Origin of the sequence: Virgibacillus sp. CM-4 (assembly GCF_000445495.1) — a bacterium.
In the GTDB taxonomy this organism is placed as follows: domain Bacteria; phylum Bacillota; class Bacilli; order Bacillales; family Amphibacillaceae; genus Virgibacillus; species Virgibacillus salexigens.
This window is the reverse complement of the sequence record NZ_AUQA01000002.1, coordinates 504,809-527,167: the sequence shown is the minus strand read 5'-3', so window position 1 is coordinate 527,167 and position 22,359 is coordinate 504,809. Positions and strand designations below refer to the sequence as shown.

General features: G+C 38.2%; 18 protein-coding genes. 13 read left to right on the top strand and 5 right to left on the bottom strand.

Features of this window, described 5'->3' with window-relative positions:
* The first annotated feature begins 20 nt into the window (after positions 1 to 20).
* The 11 genes from M948_RS26290 to M948_RS26240 all read left to right on the top strand — a co-directional run bounded on the left by M948_RS26290 (position 21) and on the right by M948_RS26240 (position 15,453).
* Positions 21 to 1,805, top strand: a complete 1,785-nt coding sequence (locus M948_RS26290; RefSeq protein WP_031335053.1) for a sigma-54-dependent Fis family transcriptional regulator — start codon at positions 21 to 23, stop codon at positions 1,803 to 1,805.
* A 385-nt stretch (positions 1,806 to 2,190) separates the two neighbouring features.
* Positions 2,191 to 3,852, top strand: coding sequence for an acyl-CoA dehydrogenase family protein (locus M948_RS26285; RefSeq protein WP_021289367.1), 1,662 nt, complete (start codon positions 2,191 to 2,193; stop codon positions 3,850 to 3,852).
* A gap of 15 nt (positions 3,853 to 3,867) precedes the next feature.
* Positions 3,868 to 4,764, top strand: a complete 897-nt coding sequence (locus tag M948_RS26280) for an NAD(P)-dependent oxidoreductase (RefSeq protein ID WP_021289366.1) — start codon at positions 3,868 to 3,870, stop codon at positions 4,762 to 4,764.
* Positions 4,761 to 6,221, top strand: coding sequence for a CoA-acylating methylmalonate-semialdehyde dehydrogenase (locus M948_RS26275; protein WP_021289365.1), 1,461 nt, complete (start codon positions 4,761 to 4,763; stop codon positions 6,219 to 6,221). The genes M948_RS26280 and M948_RS26275 overlap by 4 nt, the downstream gene beginning before the upstream one ends.
* A gap of 254 nt (positions 6,222 to 6,475) precedes the next feature.
* Positions 6,476 to 7,249 (top strand): GntR family transcriptional regulator, encoded by a 774-nt coding sequence (locus tag M948_RS42480; protein ID WP_021289364.1) that lies wholly within the window; start codon positions 6,476 to 6,478, stop codon positions 7,247 to 7,249.
* Positions 7,250 to 7,475: 226 nt separating this feature from the next.
* Positions 7,476 to 8,642 carry an acyl-CoA dehydrogenase family protein gene (locus M948_RS26265; protein ID WP_021289363.1) on the top strand — a complete coding sequence of 389 codons (1,167 nt, stop codon included), beginning with the start codon at positions 7,476 to 7,478 and terminating at the stop codon, positions 8,640 to 8,642.
* Between the two features lie 135 nt (positions 8,643 to 8,777).
* Complete coding sequence (locus M948_RS26260) at positions 8,778 to 10,340, top strand: class I adenylate-forming enzyme family protein (protein WP_231378658.1); 1,563 nt, start codon at positions 8,778 to 8,780, stop codon at positions 10,338 to 10,340.
* 50 nt (positions 10,341 to 10,390) lie between these two features.
* Complete coding sequence (locus M948_RS26255) at positions 10,391 to 11,788, top strand: MFS transporter (RefSeq protein WP_021289361.1); 1,398 nt, start codon at positions 10,391 to 10,393, stop codon at positions 11,786 to 11,788.
* Positions 11,789 to 11,832: 44 nt separating this feature from the next.
* The gene (locus tag M948_RS26250; RefSeq protein WP_021289360.1) at positions 11,833 to 13,485 is read left to right on the top strand and encodes an alkyl sulfatase dimerization domain-containing protein; all 1,653 of its coding nucleotides are present in this window, start codon (positions 11,833 to 11,835) and stop codon (positions 13,483 to 13,485) included.
* Complete coding sequence (locus tag M948_RS26245) at positions 13,482 to 13,847, top strand: YidH family protein (RefSeq protein ID WP_021289359.1); 366 nt, start codon at positions 13,482 to 13,484, stop codon at positions 13,845 to 13,847. The genes M948_RS26250 and M948_RS26245 overlap by 4 nt, the downstream gene beginning before the upstream one ends.
* A gap of 244 nt (positions 13,848 to 14,091) precedes the next feature.
* On the top strand, positions 14,092 to 15,453 hold the full coding sequence (locus tag M948_RS26240) for an alkaline phosphatase (protein ID WP_021289358.1): 1,362 nt from the start codon (positions 14,092 to 14,094) through the stop codon (positions 15,451 to 15,453).
* 124 nt (positions 15,454 to 15,577) lie between these two features.
* Here the strand turns inward: M948_RS26240 and M948_RS26235 are convergent, their stop codons facing one another.
* The 5 genes from M948_RS26235 to M948_RS26215 form a co-directional block, all read right to left on the bottom strand.
* Complete coding sequence (locus M948_RS26235) at positions 15,578 to 16,624, bottom strand: enoyl-CoA hydratase/isomerase family protein (RefSeq protein ID WP_021289357.1); 1,047 nt, start codon at positions 16,622 to 16,624, stop codon at positions 15,578 to 15,580.
* Positions 16,625 to 16,662: 38 nt separating this feature from the next.
* Positions 16,663 to 17,448: an enoyl-CoA hydratase-related protein gene (locus tag M948_RS26230; RefSeq protein ID WP_021289356.1), complete on the bottom strand. Its 786-nt coding sequence runs from the start codon at positions 17,446 to 17,448 to the stop codon at positions 16,663 to 16,665.
* Positions 17,449 to 17,695: 247 nt separating this feature from the next.
* Positions 17,696 to 17,914 (bottom strand): DUF2187 family protein, encoded by a 219-nt coding sequence (locus M948_RS26225; protein ID WP_021289355.1) that lies wholly within the window; start codon positions 17,912 to 17,914, stop codon positions 17,696 to 17,698.
* Positions 17,915 to 17,942: 28 nt separating this feature from the next.
* Entirely contained in the window at positions 17,943 to 18,464 is a 522-nt protein-coding gene (locus M948_RS26220) for a MerR family transcriptional regulator (protein ID WP_021289354.1), read from the bottom strand.
* A 283-nt stretch (positions 18,465 to 18,747) separates the two neighbouring features.
* Positions 18,748 to 19,089: a carboxymuconolactone decarboxylase family protein gene (locus tag M948_RS26215; protein WP_021289353.1), complete on the bottom strand. Its 342-nt coding sequence runs from the start codon at positions 19,087 to 19,089 to the stop codon at positions 18,748 to 18,750.
* Positions 19,090 to 19,429: 340 nt separating this feature from the next.
* Here M948_RS26215 and M948_RS26210 point away from each other — a divergent pair, with 340 nt between their 5' ends.
* Together M948_RS26210 and M948_RS26205 are read left to right on the top strand one after the other, a co-directional pair.
* On the top strand, positions 19,430 to 20,347 hold the full coding sequence (locus tag M948_RS26210) for a hydroxymethylglutaryl-CoA lyase (protein ID WP_021289352.1): 918 nt from the start codon (positions 19,430 to 19,432) through the stop codon (positions 20,345 to 20,347).
* A gap of 470 nt (positions 20,348 to 20,817) precedes the next feature.
* A complete protein-coding gene (locus M948_RS26205) occupies positions 20,818 to 22,212 on the top strand; it encodes a M14 family zinc carboxypeptidase (RefSeq protein WP_021289351.1) in 1,395 nt (464 codons plus the stop codon).
* Positions 22,213 to 22,359: the final 147 nt, after the last annotated feature.

The following is a 22,359-nucleotide window of genomic DNA, read 5'->3' as shown; positions in this document are numbered from 1 at the left end:
ATTTATCTAATTATAGGAGGATGGTTAGCGTGGAAGAAGTAATACATACGGTAGAAAAGTGGATGAATTCCAATCTTATAACCATCCAAAAGTCAATGACGATTAAGGATGCCATGAAAATTGCCACAGAACAAAATCAAACAGAACTTCCAATTATAGATAATGGCAGTATTATGGGTGTTTTTCGTGTACATGAAGTAGTAAATTATTTGCAAGAACACTCGGTTATGGATGATGTTACAAGAATAATGAGCCTGAATTATCGAGTTTTAAATGATCGTATCCTGATGAGACAAGTGACCGATGTACCAGTATATATCATCAATGAAGATGAAAAACTTATCGGTTCGATTTCAGATAAGGAATTAACGTACTTTCAGCGATTTTTGATCGAAGAGCTCGACAAGAGAGAGGAATCCTTAAGATGGTATCAGCTCGTATTTGATACAGCTTATGAAGGATTAACGGTGGTAGATGAAAATGGAATTATTCGCCTATTTAATCAAGCGTACAGTCGATATACTGGCGTTCCTAAAGGAAAAGCAGTTGGCATGCATGCAGTGAACGTTATCGATAATACACGGTTACCGGTTGTCTTGAAAACCGGTGTTCCCGAGCGTAGTCAGCCTCATAATTTGCAAGGACAAAATGTAATTGTACATCGCATTCCAATTTGGGAAAATAATAAAATAATTGGTGCAGCAGGAATTCTTGTCTATGAAGGTGTTTCTGAAATTTATCAGGTTATTCAACGAATGGAACAGTTGGATGTTCAAAAAAATCAGTCCCCGATAGCTTATAAAACTGTTAATGAACCAGAAGCATGTGTGAAATTTGAGGATATACTCGGGGAGAGTCCGGTTATATCAGAACCAAAAAAAATGGCAAGAAAAGCTGCTAAATCACAAGCTGCCGTATTAATAACAGGTGAAAGCGGGGTCGGGAAAGAGCAATTTGCCAAGGCGATTCATTATGGTTGCAGTACAAGACATGGCAATTTTATCAGTGTCAACTGTGCCGCTATTCCAGATGGGTTAATGGAATCCGAATTGTTCGGTTATGCTAAAGGAGCATTTACAGGAGCTGATAAAGACGGGAAAATAGGTAAATTCGAATTAGCGCATAACGGAACGATTTTTTTAGATGAAATCGGCGATATGCCACTAGCGATGCAGGCAAAAATCTTACGTGTGCTTCAAGAGAAAAAAGTGGAACGGGTAGGCGGTCATCAATCGACACCTGTTAATTTTCGATTAATTACAGCTACGAATAAGGATTTGCCGCAACTGGTCAGGACAGGGGAATTTCGTGAAGATTTGTTTTATCGACTTTATGTCATTCCATTATCGATCCCGCCGTTACGAGATCGAAAAGAAGATATTCCTATTATTGTTTCTCATAAATTACAAGCGTTGGCAAAAACCTATGATGAGAAAGAAAAAACAATCGATCAGAAGTTGCTGCAAATGATGCATACATATCATTGGCCGGGGAATATACGTGAACTAATGAATGTATTGGAGCGATTGTTTGTCCTAACAGATGGGGATCATATTACATTTGATGAATTACCCGAGCTTGAACAAACAAATACTGCTTCTCAGGAAATGCAATCCTATAGCCCGTCTCACCATAATCATCTTGGAAGAAGAAAGGAATTATTAGAGGAAGCTTCCAAAGAGGAGCAAGAGTTAATTGAACGTACGCTAAGAAAAGTACAAGGAAATAAATCACAAGCAGCTAAGCTTTTAGGTATGTCCCGTTCAACACTATATAATAAATTATCACGCTATAAAAAAATATAATACGTACAATCACAGGCATACTTTTAAGGAATCCTGTGATTTTGTATGGAATAAAATGTTTATAGATAGGATGTGGAATTGTATGGACAGCTAAACACTTTATGTGTAGAGTTGCATAATCACTAACCACACTCGAAGGAGTAAGAGGATGGGGGGGGCAATTTGTTGATTTGTCTCGTGATGAAGTGAAGGACAGCTGACTCCAGCGGGAAAAGCAACAGCTGAAGATCCCGGAGGAGCCTGAAGCGTTACCCGCGGAAAGCGGCCGTCCGCAGCGGCAAGATAACAAATTACCAAATCCAAGCCGGCGTTATTAAATAGCTTCGTAAAGGTAGTGAGGGGTTGGCATGAATTTTGCATTTGTAAGATTGAAGGGGGCGAGAAGATGGAGAAAGTAAGTGCATCTCAGCGAGAATCCATGTTTCCAAATGAGGATGTATTCAAACAGATATTGAATCTCGATCATTTTCAAGAAGAAAAAAAACTGATTACAAAAACTATTGAAAAATTTGTTTCCCAACAAGTAAATCCCAATATGGATAAACTTGAAGCACATGATTATACATTAGCAAAACAACTTTTTCGTGAGACCGGTAAGCTTGGACTGCTTGGTGCAGATGTTCCTGAAGATTATGGCGGACTTTCCATGGGGAAACGAATGGCAGGTAACATTGCTGAAAAAATGGGTTTTGGCGGGTCATTTAGTGTATCCTATAATATTCATACAGGAGTTGGTACATTACCTTTTGTTTATTTTGGGACAGAAGGCCAAAAACGAACCTATTTACCTAAATTAGTATCTGGTGAATGGGTGGGTGCTTACGCTTTGACAGAGCCACATGCAGGTTCCGATGCCCTAGCATCTAAAACAACAGCAAAGAAGAAAGAAGGAACGAAAACATGGAAACTAAATGGAGAAAAACAATGGATTACCAATGCACATATTGCTGATGTATATGTTGTGTTTGCTAATACGATAGATGGAATAACTGCGTTTATTGTTGAAAGGGATACCCCCGGGGTTTCCGTTAGTCCTGAGGAAAAAAAGCTTGGGATTAAAGGTTCATCTACAGCAACCGTTATCTTTGAAGATGTTATCCTATCAGACGAACAAATTCTAGGAGATATTGGCAAAGGGCATAAAATTGCGTTAAACATTTTAAATCTTGCTCGTCTAAAACTGACTTTTGCGAATATTGGAACATCCAAGCAAGCATTGGCCATTGCTGTTGAATATGGAAAAGAACGGAAACAATTTCAGCAAGCTGTCGTAGAGTTTGGCATGATTCAGGAGAAAATAGCCAATATGGCAGTAGCGATTTATGGTGCAGAAAGTTCTGCATCGTATACTGCCGGAACATTAGATGTTCTGGATAACCATGTAGACAATGTAGTTAGCCACCTGGCGAACTATGCAATGGATTGTTCGGTCAATAAAGTGCAAGCTTCTGAAACATTAGACTATGTGATTGATGAAGCAGTTCAGATTCATGGTGGATATGGTTATATGCAAGAATATGAAGTAGAACGAATTTATCGTGATGCTCGTATTAATCGTATTTTTGAAGGAACAAATGAAATCAATCGACAAACCATAGCGAAATCGTTTTTGAAAAATAAAAAGGAGCACTTGCTTGCTATCGACACAAACGCCGCCCATCCATTTATTCGCCATGCAGCGACAATAATAAACATTATTTTGAATGCGTTTTCTAAAGTTTCCGATCAGACAAAGTTTGAACAGATGTCGCTACGAAGTATGGCCGATATTATTAAGGAATTCTACGTTATGAACGCTACGCAACTGATGGCTGCCGATAGCAATCAGCAGTTGAAGCAAAAGCTAGCGAACTTATTTTGTGAGGAAGCATATCAACGAATTGAAAACAATGCGATCATGCTTCTGTCTTCTTTAACTATAAGTGATAACGACAAGGGTGAACAACTGGATGACATTCGGGCATTACCAGTAAGGTATTCCAATATATTTTTAGTAAAACAGGAAATTGCTCAAGCAATTATTGCAAATGACGGATATATGGAATAAGAAATGGGGGATAGCATGAAGAAGATTGGATTTATTGGTTTAGGGAACATGGGATTACCGATGTCAAAGGGATTGATTCAGGAAGGATATCATGTTACTGGTTATGACTTAAATGAGCAAGCTCTACTTTCGTTGAAGCAGGCTGGTGGTGAGATTACTTCTACTATCGCTGACGTGGTAGCGAAAAGTGATTTGATTTTTACGAGCTTGCCATCTTCTAAGGCGGTAGAAGATGTCTACTTAGGTGTCGATGGACTGGTTGATAGAAGCGACGATTCAAAGTTGTTGATCGATACAAGTACCGTCGCGCCTGAACTTAATCAACAGATTGCAGCAGCATGTAAAGCAAAACAATTATCGTTTTTGGCAGCACCGGTCAGCGGAGGAGTAATTGGTGCTGAAAACCAAACATTGACCGTGATGGTTGGTGGGCCAACAGCTATCTATAATGAAGTCTTACCTGTACTCGAAGTGCTTGGTGAAAATATCTTCCATGTCGATGAACAGATTGATAGTGGAACAACAGTTAAATTAATTAATAATTTATTAATTGGTTTTTATACTGCTGGGGTTAGTGAAGCCTTGCATATTGCTAATAAGAAAAATATTGATTTAGATGACTTGTTTTCAATGCTTAATGTTAGCTATGGACAGAGCCGAATTTATGAACGGAATTATCAAACTTTTATTGCTAACGAAGATTACAATCCAGGATTCTCCTTGAAGTTACTGCGTAAAGATTTGGAGTTTGCGATGGATGTGGCAGATAACAATCAATTGGACTTACCGATTAGCAAAACATTATTAGCTTTGTATAAGGAAGTAGAGCAGGAAGGTTTTGGGGATAAAGATATGTCTGTTCTGTACCAACGAGTGAAAGAACAATCAAATAAGAAGGAGGCAGCAAAATGATATCTTCAGAAATAAAAATGATGAAAAACTTTATCGGTAACAAATGGGTAGAATCACAGAGCGATGAAGTAGTTGATATTCCTAATCCTGCAACAGGGGAGGTTATTGCACAAGTAGCTTTATCAGAGAAGGAAGACGTAGACCTAGCAGTTGCTGCTGCAAAAGAAGCTTATGAAGATTGGGCGGCTGTTCCAGTACCTGATCGTGCTCGTTATCTCTTTCAATATCTTCATCTTTTAAAAGAACATAAAGCAGAGTTAGCAAAGATTATTACGCTTGAAAATGGGAAATCATTAAGAGATGCAGAAGGGGAGGTACAGCGAGGAATTGAAGTAGTAGAACTGGCAACCTCCACACCGAATCTCATGATGGGAGATGCACTTCCAAGTATAGCGAAAGGGATAGATGGATCAATCTGGCGTTACCCACTCGGTGTTGTAGCAGGGGTAACACCATTTAACTTTCCAATGATGGTACCGCTTTGGATGTTCCCATTGGCAATCGCATGTGGAAATACATTTGTCTTGAAAACATCCGAACGTACACCAATTTTGGCTGAACGCCTTGTTGATTTATTCTATCAGTCTGGATTTCCAGATGGCGTATTGAATTTAGTTCATGGGGCAAAAGATGTGGTTAATCGCGTATTAGAACATCCTGACATTGAGGCTATTTCCTTTGTTGGTTCAGAGCCTGTCGCAAAACATGTATATCAAACAGGTACTGCTAATGGCAAACGTGTGCAGGCACTAGCTGGAGCTAAAAATCATGCGGTCGTTATGCCTGATTGCAATATAGAAAAAACAGTTCAAGGCGTGATTGGCGCAGCCTTCGGTAGCAGTGGGGAAAGATGTATGGCTTGTTCGGTAGTTGCCGTTGTAGATGAGGTAGCTGATGAATTCCTAGAATTACTAACATCGGAAACAAAAAAATTAAAAGCTGGGGACGGGATGGATGAATCGACATTTGTAGGACCGGTAATCCGTGATTCTCATAAAGAAAGAGTGATTCGCTATATTGATTCAGGTGTTGACGAGGGAGCAGATCTGCTTGTAGACGGGCGTCATATCGAAGAAGCTACTCCAGATGGATATTATGTTGGTGCGACTATCTTTGATCAAGTAACCCCAGATATGAAAATATGGCAAGATGAAATATTTGCACCTGTCTTAAGTGTTGTCCGAGTGAAAGATTTGGAGGAAGGCATAAAGTTAACGAATCAATCTAAATTTGCCAATGGTGCTGTTATCTATACTTTGAATGGTAAACATGCACAAACTTTCCGTGAGCGTATCGATGCTGGTATGGTTGGTATTAATGTCAATGTACCAGCACCAATGGCGTTCTTCTCATTTGCTGGAAACAAAGCTTCCTTCTACGGAGATTTAGGTACAAATGGAAAAGATGGCGTACAATTTTATACAAGGAAAAAAGTGGTAACCGAACGCTGGTTTTGATAAATAGCAAGATGTACAAAACAACCTGATTCTTAAATTCGAGGATCAGGTTGTTTTATGTGCTTGACTTAAGGAAAAAGTAGATGCCGGGTTATTTTATTATTCTCAAACAGTGACCTACAAATTTTGTACGTAAACGTGACTGATGAAGAACTGCATAACAAATACTTCATTTAAACTTAAACTATATTCTTTTTGTCCAGTTTTACCAATTGTTGTATAATAAGACGAGATAACATTTGGAGGTTATATTTGTGAAAGTAGATCGCAGTAGTCATGTTCCCATGTATCGTCAAATAGCTGACGATTTACAACAGAAAATACAAGATAAATATTTTGAGGTTGGCGAACAGTTACCAACTGAACCTGTTCTGATGGAATTGTATCAAGTGAGCAGGGTCACCATTCGAAAGTCAATAAATCTTTTGGTTACGGATGGATTAATTACGATTCAGCGTGGAAAGGGGATGTTTGTTAACGCCCCTGTAATTGAGACCGATGTTTTGAATGATATTCTAAGCGTTGAGAATTTTAAAGGTTTTTATGAAACCCTTTTAGATCAAGGTTTAGATGTGAATATTAAATTGTTAAGATCAACTTTAGATACTCCCCCCAAAAATATTGCGGAGGCTTTGGGTTGTTCACCGGATATGAAAGTTCAAAAGATAGAGCGTTTATTCTATATTAAAGATCTGCCGATTGCATTTCATATTGGATACATATCTCCAAACTTATATATTAATAAACAAAAAGTGTTGGATAATATTGAATTCCAACCGTTAAGTACATTAATTCAAGAGCAATCTCAAAATGAGCTAGAAGAAATTAGGTGTTCGATTGAGGTTAACCAAATTCCTGGAGATATCGCAGAATATTTACATGTGCCTCCTAGATTTCCAGTTTTAACACTATACCGTACATTTATTACTGGGAATTCCAAGCCTTTTATTTCAACTCTTATGTATCTTTCCTCTGATTCATACCAATTTACAATTAAAAATAAAGGTCAGAATTCCAAGAATAAATAAGTGATCCAGTCTTCATATAAGACTGGTTTATTTTTTGTCCTTTATTAAGCATCTTCTTTGTGAGCAACTGTTAGACAAGAACTATTGCGATTCTTTTCGAAAGGTTCTGTAAAAATATTGACACAGAATTAGAGATATATTAATGTTATAAATAATACGTCATATGACGTATTATTTATAACTGGTAGACAGAAAAGTAAGGAGATTCATCTAAAGGGAGGGATGCATGGTGACAAGTACTTTACAAAATAACGGCCTAAGAGAGAAATTAAGCAGATTTATTTACAATGAGTTGTTACCATACGAAAGAGAGCATGAAATTGACTCTGAACAACAGATTCCGATTGAACATATTGATTGGGTCAGAAAGAGATCTAAGGATCTAGGGTTTTACGGAATTAATCTTCCGAAAGAATTGGGAGGACAGGATATTAGTTTAAAAACACTTTGTCTTTTGAAGGAAGCATTGACACAATCCGGTGCTGCTCTTTGGGGACATGTATTAGGTGAAATTGGCGGCCCCTTAAGGATTGGTAAGATACTAAAGGTATTTACTCCAGAACAAAAAGAGAAATATGTAATGCCAGTTATTAATGCAGAAGCAGGATGTTGTTTTGCCTTGTCAGAACCAGGAGCAGGGTCAGATGCTTATGCGATACAAACAACAGCAATACGAGATGGTGACAATTATATTTTAAATGGGAAGAAACATTTTATCAGTGGCTCACCATATGCTGATTGGGCAATAGTGATGGCAAAAGATATTTCTGAGAAAGGTAATGAAGGGATTACTGCATTTATCGTTGATAGAAAGACGGAGAGCAGACCAGGTTTTAAATTAGGAAATATACAGGTGCCAATTTCTGGTGAGCATAGTACCGCTGAACTAATTTTCGACCATTGTCAAGTTCCAACTTCAAATATACTTGGTGAGCCGGGAGAGGGACTTCGCTTGGGGATGAGCAGGATTAATGAAAACAGGGCTTCTTGGGCGACTTATCTTGGTGTGGCACAACGGCTTTTAAATCTGTCGATTGATCATGCCAAAAAACGGAACCAATTTGGGCATGCCATCAGTGAATTTCAAGCTGTTCAGCATATGTTAGCTGATATGGCCACTGAAATTTATGCTGCGCGTTGCATGCTATATGACGTAATTGAAAAAATTGATAACGGTGAAAACGTGAGGGCAGAAGCATCCATGGTGAAGGTTTTTGCTTCTGAAACATCCAACCGAGTTGCAGACAAAGCGGTTCAAATATTTGGAGGAAAAGGATTAATGAAGGGACACCCGGTTGAAAAAATGTACAGAAATGTGCGTATGTTTAGGGTTTTGACTGGTACTTCTGAAATTCAAAGAAATACAATTGCAAAGCAAATGCTGAAAAGGTAGAAGGGTGTTTGGTAATGAGGCAATGTTTCCTCACTATATAAGTGCAACAAACAACATTATTCTTCAAGGATAGATAATGTGAGATTTCCTAAGAAGAATGATTTTAGATTTATGGAGGGATTTTCTGTGGAAACCATGACTTATCAAGATTTAATGTTTAATGGTGTAAGAAGGTTTGACCATCAGCCTGCGCTTACGTATTTAGAGAAGAATGAAACGATTAGTTATAAGGAATTACAAAATAGAGTAGATCGGATTGCTGGTTATTTAATGCAGCTTGGTGCAGGTGTTGGCACTCATATTGCTATGTCAATTCCGAACAGTATTGAAAGCGTTTTATTTAGCCGTGCAATAGGACGCTGTGGTGCTGTACTTGTCCCCTTAAATAATAAACTTGGTGTTAGTGAGGTTGATTTTATTCTAGCAGATGCCGAACCGGATGTTGTGATTATTGCAACGAGTAATCATATAGAATCCGTATTGGAGTACCAAAAGGGGACAGCGGGAAGAATAGTGGTGGGGATCCCGGGGTTTGCTATCGACTATCCTGAGGAATTTATTATATTTAATTGGGATCAAACCGTTTCTAGTGTGGAATTTCCTGTTGCTAAACCTGACGATACGGCATTGATTTCCTATACCGGTGGTACGACAGGTACACCAAAGGGAGTAATCCATTCGCAAAAGAATTTAGCAGCTGGATTGCAAACCGCCAGTATGGAATATCCTTACGATGATCAGGATAAGGTTTTATTTTGTACACCACTTGTACATTCAGCGGGGGTCCTGCTTAATCGATCGTTATTGTCCGGCAGTCACGTGTATATTCTAAGATCTTTTCAACCAGGGGCTTTCTTGCATGCTGTGCAAAATGAAGGTATTACAAGCACTTTCGTTGTTCCAACGATCATTTATCGCTTGATAGATGAAGCCAAGGAAAAAAACTATGATGTAAGCTCGCTGCGAAATATTAATTACGGCTCGTCTCCGATATCTCCCGAACGTTTGAAGGAAGCTTTTGCATTATTCGGACCAATTTTAAGACAGCAGTACGGTATGACTGAATGCAGTATCCTAATTGCCCGATTAACAAAAAGTGATCATCAATGGGCTTACAAAAATAAGAGAGAAGTGCTGAAAAGTTGTGGAAAGCCTTGTCTAGGTACTAGTATTCGTCTTGTTGATGATCATGGTAACTGCGATCAAACGGTACGGAGGGGAGAAATCATTGTTAAGGCCCCTTATCTCTCAAACGGTTACTACAAACGCCCTGAGCTTACTGAAAATTCTTTCCGGGACGGTTGGTTTTATACGGGGGATATTGGTGAAATAGATGATAGCGGATTCTTGTATATCGTTGAAAGAAAAAAAGACATGATAATTTCAGGTGGTTTCAATGTATATTCGGTTGAAGTAGAGAGGGTTATTAATCAGCACCCCGCTGTGGACATGAGTGCATGCATCGGTGTGCCACATTCCGATTGGGGAGAAGCTGTTTGCGTCTTTGTAGTTCTTCGCAAGGACAAAAGCTGTTCTAAAGAAGAATTGATTCGATTCTGTAAGGAACGAACTTCTAGTTACATGGTTCCGAAAGAAGTTCATTTTAAAGCATCGCTTCCTTTAACGATGATTGGGAAGATTGATAAGAAAAAATTAAAAGAACCTTTTTGGGAAAAAGTGGAACGACAGGTCCATTGATAGGAGGAAGACATAAAAGCTTAAAAAGTGATAAATATAGGGGGATTTGTATGGCCGATGTTATTTTGGATACAGAAAATAGACAGACCAATGTAAAACAAATTCCAATGAAACATATTTTTGGTTATTCATTGGGCGCGTTGTCTTATTATACATTGTTTATGACAACTACGACCTATCTGATGTATTTTTATACGGATGTTGTAGGAATCAGTGCAGCTGCTGCGGGAACTATTTTTTTATTCGCTCGATTGGTGGACGCCATTTCTGACCCTGTTGTAGGAACCATTGCTGATAGAACAAACACAAAGCATGGCCGCTATCGGCCGTATATCCTTTGGGGAACTATCCCACTTGTTGTAACAGGTGTGCTCTGTTTTACTTCGCCAGGTATCTCTGAAAGCGGAAATGTAATATACGCTGCCATAACATATATATTATTCGGAATGATGTATTCGTTTGTAAATGTCCCTCATATGTCGATGGAAGCATCCATTACATATGATCCGGATGAACGGTCGAAAGTGATTTCGGTGAAACTGATTTTTCAGTTGTTTGGAGCTTTAATTGCATCAACACTTACCATGCCTTTGGTTCGTATGTTTACCAATGAGGAAATAGGGTTTCTTATTACGATGGTACTATTTGGGATCGTTTGTGCAATTCTTTTGTTCATAACGTTTAGAACAACAAAACCGTATGCATGGTATGAAGGCTTGGTCAACAAGAATAAGAAGAGGGGAAGTATTCTAAAACGGTGGGGAGTGGTAGGGAAAAACGATAAATTAAGATTCTTAATCATGATGCTCTTTGTTTCATCTATCGTTCAGGTGTTAGTACAACCAGTAGGAATCTATTATATGACCTATAATGTTGGTAGAGCGGATTTAACAAGTTTATATATGTTAAATATGATGGGGGCAACTATTGTAGGAGCCTTTTTAGTCCCTTTTATGTCAAAGTTTATGGAGAAGAAAGCAATACTTATTTTTGGCCTGTCTTTAGGAGCTGTATGTAATGCAACGTTCTTTTTTGTTCCTTACGGCAGTTTGATGTTGATATTTATAACACGTTTTCTTGCTGGTATTGGGCAGGGGGTTATAACCGTTCTGGTCTTCTCCATGATTGCTGACTGTGTGGATTATGGAGAATGGAAACATGGATTCCGCGCACAAGGTATGACTTTTGCTACGTCTGCCTTTTTCCATAAGTCGGGAAATGCTATTGGCGGTTGGCTGATAGGAATTGTGCTGATGTTTATTGGCTATATACCGAATCAAGCGCAGACACCATTTGTGTTGGATGGAATTCTTTGGTTGTTGTCAATTATTCCAGCAGCCCTGCTAATCATTAGTATTATATTTGTTCTCCCATTTCATCTCACAAAAAGCGATTTATATCGTATTAGAGCAGATCTTGACAATGCAAGTGTCAGAAACAATGACTAGAAATTACACGATTAATATTCATACTATTTAGATGGAGGGTTGATATGGATAAGAATAATGCACTATTTTATGACAAACATTCTTATTTAGCGGAACATGCCGAGCGTTTCACAAAAAGGATAGAAAAAGTAACAGAGGGTGTGTATTCTGCCATTGGCTACGGTTTGGCAAATTCTATTTTGTTGATAACAGACGTGGGGAACATCATTGTTGATACAACGGAAAGTATTCGTGCTGCCCAGGAAATCAAGGGAGAATTTGATAAAATTTCACCGCTTTCAACTATAGCCGTGATATACACCCACGGGCATACGGACCATGTTTGTGGTGCCTCTGTTTTTATGGATGAGGGAACGGAAGTGTACGCGAATGCAAAGACGAAAGATTTATTTAATCAACAATTTAATCAATTGGATCCTATCTTAACCGTCCGTGGAGCTAGACAGTTTGGAGTGAAAATTCCACGTGAATACCTTCCTGCGATGGGGCTTGGACCGTTTCTTCATGTCGATGGATATAATCCTCAATTGGTTATGCCTACTCAAGAGTTTGAAGATTTGTTGGAATTACGTATTGGAGGACTTCGATTAAAATTGGTTTCTGCTCCAGGTGAGACCGATGACCAAATATTTATATGGATACCCGAAAAAAAAGTGTTACTTAGTGCTGATAACTATTATCCTTGTTTCCCTAATCTGTATACCATTCGTGGAACAATCCCACGGCCAGTTTACAAATGGGTTGAATCACTAGATAAAATGAGAGATCTTGGTGCTGAGTATTTAGTTCCTAGCCATGCAGAACCGATTTACGGATCAGAAAGAATCCATGAGCTTCTTACGGTATACCGTGATGCAATTCAATATGTTCATGATTCTGTTGTTAGAGGAATGAATCAAGGGAAGACCCCAGATGAGCTGGTCGAAGGCATCTATCTTCCGCCACATCTCCAAACATATAAAGAATTACGTGAGCTGTATGGAGAGCTTTCACAGTCTATAAGAGCTATCTATGATGGTTATTTAGGCTGGTTTGACGGGAACGCAACTAATTTAATCCCCCTTTCTAAAGCGATTCGTGCCCAAAAAATAGTGGATTTAGCAGGTGGTTATCAAAAGATGCTGAAAGAGATTAGAACTGCATTGGACAACAAAGAATATCAGTGGACCGCGGAAATTTCAGATATGTTGCTGACGATCACACCGGATAATGATGAAGTTACATCCTTGAAGGCTGAGGCATTATTTAAATTGGGCTGCGCTTCTCAGAATTCAAACAACCGTGCTTATTATCTTACGCAGTCGCTTGAGTTAAAAGGGGAAATTCATTACCGGCCAAGATCTGTGGACAAACAACTTTCATACGCCAAGTCTATGTCAGTTGATCAATTTTTTTCCAATATGGCGATTCGCCTTAACCCAGACAAGAGTAAGAATGATGTCATTACCGCATCCGTTCAAATCACAGATAACGATGCAGCCTATCAAATCCAAGTGCGACGGGGAGTAGCAGAGGTACGGAGGGGATATATTCAGTATCCTGATCTTTGGATTGAAACGACAGGTGTGGTATGGAAAGAAGTCATTATTGGAGCATACGACATTCGAGAAGCACTGCATTCGGGTAAGGTCCAACTAGTGGGGGAAGTCGATTTACTACGCTATTTTGTTAATCTATTCAAAAGTGATTCAGAATGAAACAAATTAATCCTATAGAAAAAGATAAACATAAAAACCAACTAAAATATGCACAGCAGCATCTAGCAAACGAACGAACTTATCTTGCCTGGATTCGTACAGTTGTGGCTGTTATAGGTATAGGGTTATTAATTGCGCATCTTGGTATTAAGGGAATTACTCTAATCGTTACCATATTAGGAATAGGAATGGTAGGAACGTTAACAATTATCATCGCTACATTCAGTTACCTTAATAAGAAAAAACAAATCGATCAACAAACCTTTTATTCATCGCATACCAGTATTATTTATTTCTCATTTCTTTTATTTGTGATTATATTGTTTGCTCTGTTAATCAGTGCATGCTACCACATGAAATAAGTGTTCCATATTATCGATATATGTTCAAATATGAGAGTGGAAGACAGTTTAGATCGTACCAAGGGAACGGGTGCGGTCTTTTCATTATTGCAAATAATAATCGGAGAAATGACAACAAATGGGGAGATGACTTATAGAGAATAGCATTCAGTTTGAAATTAATATTCTATTTACGATGTATTAAAACTCTATTAATAGTTTGTAGATATACTAGAATTAATTGAGTTTGGAGAGGAGAGATAATGTGTTAAAGAAAATAGGTGTGGTTGCAGTAAGTCTTGGTCTAGTTGCTTCTAGTATGGGATCTGTACAAGTTGCAGAAGCAAGTAAACCAGAATGGGTGAAGCCTGGGAAGCCTGATTGGGTGGAAAAAGGAAAAGTGGAGAATGTTATTTATATGATCCCAGACGGTTTTAATGCCGATTATGCTACGAATTATCGAATCTTTAAAGGGGAAGAGGCAGTTTGGGATGACCACTTAAAAGGGATGTATACGACACATTCTGCTAACTCCAATATTACAGATTCTGCTGCGGCTGGAACGGCAATGGCAACAGGGGTGAAGACGAATAACGGAATGCTAAGTGTTGATCCAGACGGGGATGAATTGGAAACTGTTCTTGAAGCTTCAAAGGATAAAGATATGGCAACAGGATTAATAGCTACATCAACGATTACACATGCAACGCCAGCAGCGTTTGCTTCTCATGTTGAAGATCGAAATAATGAAACAGAGATTGCTAGACAAATGATTGCTAATGAAGTTGATGTTTTGCTTGGCGGTGGGAAAAGCAACTTCTTACCTGAGTCAGAAGGTGGGGAGCAAGAGGAAGGAAATTTGCTGAAAGAAGCGGAAGAGCAAGGATATGAAGTAATTGAAGATCGAGAAGAATTGCAGAAGAAAAATGAAATTTCTTTAAAAGATAATGATAAACTACTTGGGTTATTTGCGGATGGTCCACTCTCGGATGAAATGATTCGTGACAAGGAGGAACAACCAAGCCTTGCTGAAATGACAGAGGCCGGAATTGATATTCTTAATCAAGAAAGAGACGGGTTCTTCCTTATGGTTGAAGGAAGTCAAATTGATTGGGCCGGACATGACAATGATGCAGCCTGGGCAATGAATGAGGTAGAAGCGTTTGAAGAGGCAGTAAAAGAGGCAATCGAATTTGCTAAAAAAGATGGAGAAACGCTTGTTGTTATTGGTAGTGATCATGAAACAGGAGGTATGACGGTAGGCGCGAATGGCTCCGCTTCTGCAAATCCAGAATTGCTAAGGGATGTAAAAGCAACAGGAGCACAAATGGCAGCGGAATTAAATGAAGAGCGTTCCAATATTGCAGAAGTTATTAAGCAATATACGGATTTTGGCCTAAATGAAACAGAAATTGAACAAATTAAAAAGGCAGAAGATCCAGCAGTTGCCATTAATAAAGTGATTAGTGATCGTGCCGATGTTGGCTGGACAAGCAGTAATCATACTGGTGTTCAGGTACCTGTATTTGCATACGGTCCGAAGGCAGATGAGTTTGTTGGATTTTATGATAATACGGATTTACCGAATAAAATTGCAGAGGCATTGAAATTAAAATTGGATCAATAAATTTTAAATTTCATATAGATCACTAAAGCCTTATGATATTGCACCCCAAAAGTTAGTTTGTCTAACAACTAACTCTTGGGGTTTTTTATAGTGCCGCTTCAACTCGTTTTTAGAACAAGTCTGTTTAATTAACGTTAAAAAAAGAGTTCACTACGGATGGGGACACATCCGATAATTGCTGGTAATTATATTTCGGATTCCGATCTTTATCTATAACGACAGACCGAACGCCCTCATAAAAATCATGCGACTTTAAAAAGTTTCTAGCTAGAACCAAGTCTGTTTCTAGACATTCCTCTAATGTTTTATTTTCTCCTTTGATTAGTTGATCTAATGTAACTTTAAGAGAAATCGGGGATTTAGATAACAAGGTTTCTTTCGTTTTGCTAGCAAATTCACTATTATCGGATTTAAGAGAATCAATGATTTGTTCAACTGTTCCATAAGAGAAATGTTGGTCGATTTTCGATTGTAAGGCTTCGATTTCACCATCAGGTATTGAAGTTGGATGACATGTATCAAGAAGCAAATCAAGTTTTGCTGCTCGATCTTGTTCAATATGCCAATTGGTTTCCATTACTTGCTTTTCTAATGCTTCTAGCTGATTACTGGATACAGCTGTATCCGCTCCATTTACATAGAGAACATCTGTAGCAGTAATCACATTAGCTGTAAGTGCTAGGTATCTACCAGCATAGCCAGGCGCTTTGTTTAGAAAGTAAGCTGCTCCAACGTCAGGAAAAAACCCAATATTCATTTCAGGCATAGCCCATTTGCTTCGTTCCGTAACAATTCGGTGGCTGGCGCCGTAGGATAATCCAATTCCTCCGCCCATAACAACACCATCTAAGATTGCTAGAATCGGTTTAGAAAAGCTAGTAACTAATTGATCGGTTAAATACTCTTCGGTAAAGAAGGTAATTGCCTTATCATATCCATCCTTGTTATCTTTTGCCTGATACAGTGTCTTAATATCTCCGCCAGCACAAAAACCTTTGGCACCTGCACCTTTCAGAATAACAAGACAAATACGATCATCTTGTTCCCATTCTAGTAATTTCTCGCGAATTGGTACGAGCATCTCATAGTTTAATGAATTAATCGCTTTTGGTCGATTTAAGGTGATTACTGCAACTCCATTATCCTGTGTTGAGAATAAAACTTCCTCCATGTTTACACGTCTCCTTTACTTATACTTATAGTGGGAATTTATTTATGTTTGAAGCTTGGTTTTCTTTTTTCAACAAACGCGTTTACGCCCTCTTTGGCATCTTCTGTTTGAAATAATGCTGCAAAGTTTTCTCTTTCCCTTTTTAATCCATCTGCGAAGGATTCATGGTATCCATAGACAATGCTCTCCATGGCTTTGATTACACTTGTTATACTATGTCCATTAATAAAACCATTAGCCGTCGCTAAGGTTGTGGGTAATAGTTCTTCTTGGGGAACAGATAGTTGAACAATTCCATATGCAAAAGCCTGTTCGCCATTGATATGTTTACTAGATAAAATTAACTCGGTAGCAGTAGCTATACCGGTAATTCTTGCCAGACGCTGTGTTCCACCAAAAGAGGGGATTAATCCTAAATTTAACTCTGGTAGCCCAAGCTTCGCATCATGAGCAGCAATTCGAAAATGGCAGGCCATTGCCAGTTCCAGTCCTCCGCCTAATGCAGGGCCATTAATGGCAGCTATCACCGGTTTATTCATGGACTCGATCTCATTACATAATGCTTGTCCTGCTTCGGATATACTCCTTCCCTTATGTGCATCGCCCATCGCTGGTACAAATTCTTTAATATCAGCACCAGCTGCAAAGAACTTTCCAGAACCGGTTATAATGATAGCGTGGACATGATCAGCTTCGCGTAATTGTTTGAAAACGGTACGTAATTCTTGAATCATCGTAGTTGATAATGTATTTGCTGGTGGTGCATCTAGTTCTATCTTAGCAAGTTTATCCTTATACGTTAACTGAATATGATTACATTCCATAGTTCTTCCTCCTAGAATCATTCTATTGTTACTTTATTCTATAATCTTAATGCAAATAACATGCCAATCAATATGTGAAATCATAATAGCAAAACAGTGACTTAGCTGTACAATTGTACAAACAATTAGACAGTTATGTTTTTTATGCCGGTTTTTAGAAGATAAGATCAACACACATAAAGAAAAGCAGCTGCTATTTTTAGCAGCCGCCTTACTTATGAAGGGGAAGAGGGAGACAATGAATTTACTACTTTTTAACCTTTTGGATAATTCGGTAATTTTCATGTGCCACCACTGTATTTGAGAAGCCATGGCTGATTTTCCTCAAATTATTGGATGAGGAAATATCGACAATAATACTACGTTTACAGTTTGATGGCAGTACTTGTCCTTGTAAGATGTAATTTTCTTTCTCGAATTCAATAATATCACCTGGGTTAGCCTTTTTGGTATCTGCTTTAAACATTACAGTTCCTCCTCTAGCAATTAATTTGTTATTCGAACATTCTTGCGAAAGATTCCTTTTTCATTTCGTACTCATTCGCCGGGGTGATTGCTTGTTTTAATGACTCAATCTGTTCTCGTAAATCATTAATTTCTTTGGATTGTTGTTCTGCGATCTTCATCCTTTTTTTCTGTTCTTCCTGCAGTGATTGAATGGATTTTTCTTGATTAGCAACATTAGAGACTGTCATTCCAATCGTTTGCATCACCGTTAAGATATTTTCTCGGTAATTTCCTTGTTCAAAAGTCATTTGTACATCCTCGATTGTACTTTCTACTCGTATTGGAAAGCTTCTATTAGCTAATCGCTTTAGTATATCTGGTTTCTTATAGTTTTTGTATTTACATTTTTTGATGAATTTTAAAACGTCAATTGCTTCTGGAAGATAATACATGACATCTTGCTGCTGTGTCTTTGGTACGTACATATTAAATTCCTCAACCCAGGTTGCTGCAGTATTTTTTGGAACGCCAACAATGTGAGACAACCCATTTAGACTAAGCAATTCCATTGTTTTTCACCGTCTTTCTATTATTTTCAAATGTTTGCTGGGTGCTTATAATGAAGCACATTACTAATACTAAACAATGGTGATGGAATGAATATGTGATAAATGTGGAATAAATGAGGAAATATAAATCGATTGTTTTTATACTTCGTGAGAACGATTAAAGGGAGCAATCACTTGTTATATAAGCTCATTTGTAAGAAAAAAATCAGCCTGCAAGTTTTTCTTTACAAGCTGATTTCATACGTATCTATATAAGTATGCTCATCCAAAACGTATATACAAGCTACTGCTTTCGTTCATCAATGCATGCTTGTACTAATGTAACTCCTTGACTCATTGCAGGTCCACCCCCAAAAGCAGCAGTCACACATATGGCATCAAGAATTTCCTCCTCGGTGCAGCCTTGATCCAAACAGCCTTTTGTATGATAGATAATACAATATTCATCTTGCGCATGAACACTGATACCTAATGCGATTAATTGCTTTGCTTTCTTAGGTAAGGCCCCTTCTTGAAAACAAGCTTCTGTAAAGGATGTATAGGCTTTTGTAAATCCCGGCATTTTATCGGAGAATTTTCCCATCCCTTCTTTATATTCAATCAGCTTTGATTTGGTAGAATCCATTTGCTCAGCTCCATTCTTCAAATAATTATAGAACTTAGTATGAGCAAAATAGAACTTGTTAAACCAAGTTTGTCGTTCATCTATTACATTTTCTGAGATGGGCAGTTTTGTTCTCCTTCGTTTGACTTGGGTTGGATGTTTATAATATACTTTATTCAACAAAGTTGAATGAAATGAAACATGATCCAATATATATAGTACAAAAAGAGGTTATATTTTTATAAGTAAGCGTATTCATAAGCCTTCTTATCGTGAACTGTATTTGTCATTTTGCATACATTGATAATAATACGTAATGAGGAGTTTCGAAAAAATCAATTCTGAAATTGGAGGGGAAAGCATGTGTCAGTATCCAAAGCATGTGGGTATCAAAGAGGTTGGGCCAAGGGACGGATTACAGAATGAAGATGTATTTATTGATACAAATGACAAGGTGAAATGGATTAACATGCTGTCTGAATCCGGTGTGAAGGAAATTGAATATTCATCTTTTGTACATCCAAAGTGGATTCCACCATTGGCCGATGCACGTGAAGTAGGCAGAAGGATTAAGCGAAATCCAGACGTGACCTACTCTGCGCTTGTTCCCAATTTAAAGGGGCTAGAGCATGCATTGGAAACAGGAATTGATGTAGCTTCGGTTTTTATGTCAGCAAGTGATACACATAATCAAAAAAATATTAATAAATCCATTGATGAAACCTACCCCGTGTTGAAAAAAGTAATCCATGAAGCAAAAGATGCTAAAAAGGCAGTAACTGGTTATGTATCTACCGTTTTTGATTGTCCATATGAGGGAAGAATCTCTCCAGAACAAGTAATAGACGTTTGCGATCAATTATTTGATTATGGTGTGGATTCTATATCATTGGGCGATACAATTGGAACTGCCGTTCCGAGTCAGGTAGAAGCTTTATTAGCTTCTATATTATCTCGTTACGATCAAGAAAAGATTATTATGCATTTTCATGACACAAGAGGAATGGCAATCGCAAATATGATGACATCTATTCAACATGGAATAACGCGATTTGACAGCTCTGTTGGCGGTTTAGGTGGCTGCCCTTATGCAAAAGGAGCGGCTGGGAATGTTGCTACAAATGATGTATTATATTTGTTACATGGATTGGGAATTGAAACCGGCATAAAAGAAGAAAAGATTCAACAAGCAGCTTTATATATTCAAGATAAATTAGGTAAAAGTCTACCGAGTAAAGCACTTGCTTATCAATCTAGTAATTATAAAAAAACAGTCTAAAACAACGACCTACGAAGTAAATGAGCTTTGTAGGTCGTTTGCTTTATGTGAGCCTTACGATATTTTAACTTCTCTGCTTTGTTGGGATAACGATCACCATCTTAGTAAAGCAAATAATTAGTTGGGTGCCTAAGGGCATCTTTTCTTGTTTTTAAATGATTGCAGGCAGCGTTTTTACAAAGTCACTTATACCCTTCAGATCATTCACTTCACTTGATATACCTACTAAAGTACTGATTATTCATTTTCAGAAGGAGATACAAAAGCGCCTATCGAAACTAAAAATAAATACATGTTTATAAGTTAGGGACTGGATTGCTCGGAGTTTTAAAAGGATGTATTGACTTTCTCTAAAAAGAGATTTAAAGGAGGTGTTTCATCAAAGTACATCTAAAATAAGTGATTGTTTCATCACTTTATTAAGATGAATAGCAGTAGGGATGATTAAGTGAATTTTTAGGGAGGGCATTATGAGAAAAAATAGTTGGACAAAATTAATATTCGTTGCTTTTATCTTACTAGTAATGAATCCGCTTTCTGTACAGGCGCTGCAAAACGATAATAATACTGATAATGTGGACCATGATTGGATGAGCAATGAAGAACTAATTCAAAAGCTAAATCAAATTGAGAAGGCAAGTTCTAACAGAGTCGATGTTGATGTCATTGGTCATTCACACCAAGGACGAGAAATCTATGCTGCTAGAGTGGGGACAGGGGATCAAGTTTTATTAATAAATGGTAATATACATGGAAACGAAAAGAGTGGTCCTGAAGCACTTGTACAAATGCTTGAAACACTCGGAACCAGTGATAGTACCTTTGCTCAAGCAATTCGTGACGAAGTTACAATAGTTGCCGTGCCTAGGCTTAATGTCGATGGTGCTGACATAACTCAACGCCAGAATATTTTCTCATGGAATGATGTTATGAATAAGTATCCACAGCTTAATGGTACTACTCCATCTTGGTACTATAGTGAAACGAACGGCGGATTTGACATTAACCGGGATTTTAACCCGAATTTGAGCTACGAACCAGAGGTTGCGGATTTACCTGGTACAGGGGCCGATCCTGGTTTTTTCCTAACAAATGAATCCCGCATCCTTAGAAACGTATATCTGAATTTGAAAGATGAGTTCGGTGAAGTTGAGGCTTTTGTAGATCTTCATCATATGGGAACCCCAGAAACGAATAAGACCGGCGAGGATGTCACAATCGCGATAGACTATCCACCACTGGGGCCGGAAGATAGTACAAAATATGCGGATTGGCCAAAATTGGATCAAGATAAGTCTAAGCGATACGCGTTAGCTGCTGCTCTTGGGGTAAAGGAATTTTCGGATAGGGAAGAGCCAGGAGTTGCCCGTTATTTGCACCCTGAGGAACGTGACTTGCCTGGACAGGCTAGGTCTTCATTTGCTCTTAATGGAACCGCTACGGTTCTCTTCGAAATGCCAGGGCAACAACCTGAATATGGATATGATCAAGCGTTAATCGATCGTGTGGAAAATGGATTATGGGGCATTGCTACTCGTATGGCTGATGGGTCTATCGACCAACTAAATGGTGATCAATTCCTTCGTTTGCCAAAGTATTGGACGGAGCGTTCATCTGATATGAAAATATTAGTTGAACGATTTTTAGAGGAAGGAAAGATCGAGAACGAAAGTGCTGCCCATTCATTATCTATCCATTTGATGATGGTTAATATTTATGAGAAAAGAGAAGAAGGTGAGAAGGTTGTTAAGCATATGAGGAACTTTAAATTACTACTTGATCATCAAAACGAAGAAGGATTGATTGCTGAAGATGCATATAACAGACTTCATGATGATGCTGATTATTTAATTGAGAAGTGGTAAGCTTTTATAAGAAGGTGTAGCAATATAAGGTAATCCATATAAAGCAAAAAAACATAATATGGATTACCTTTAAGTCTTTCTTAAATAGTAGAGTTGCGTTGGATCAAGCTTTACGCATTGCTTAATCCTTTTTGCACTCTTTCGTTA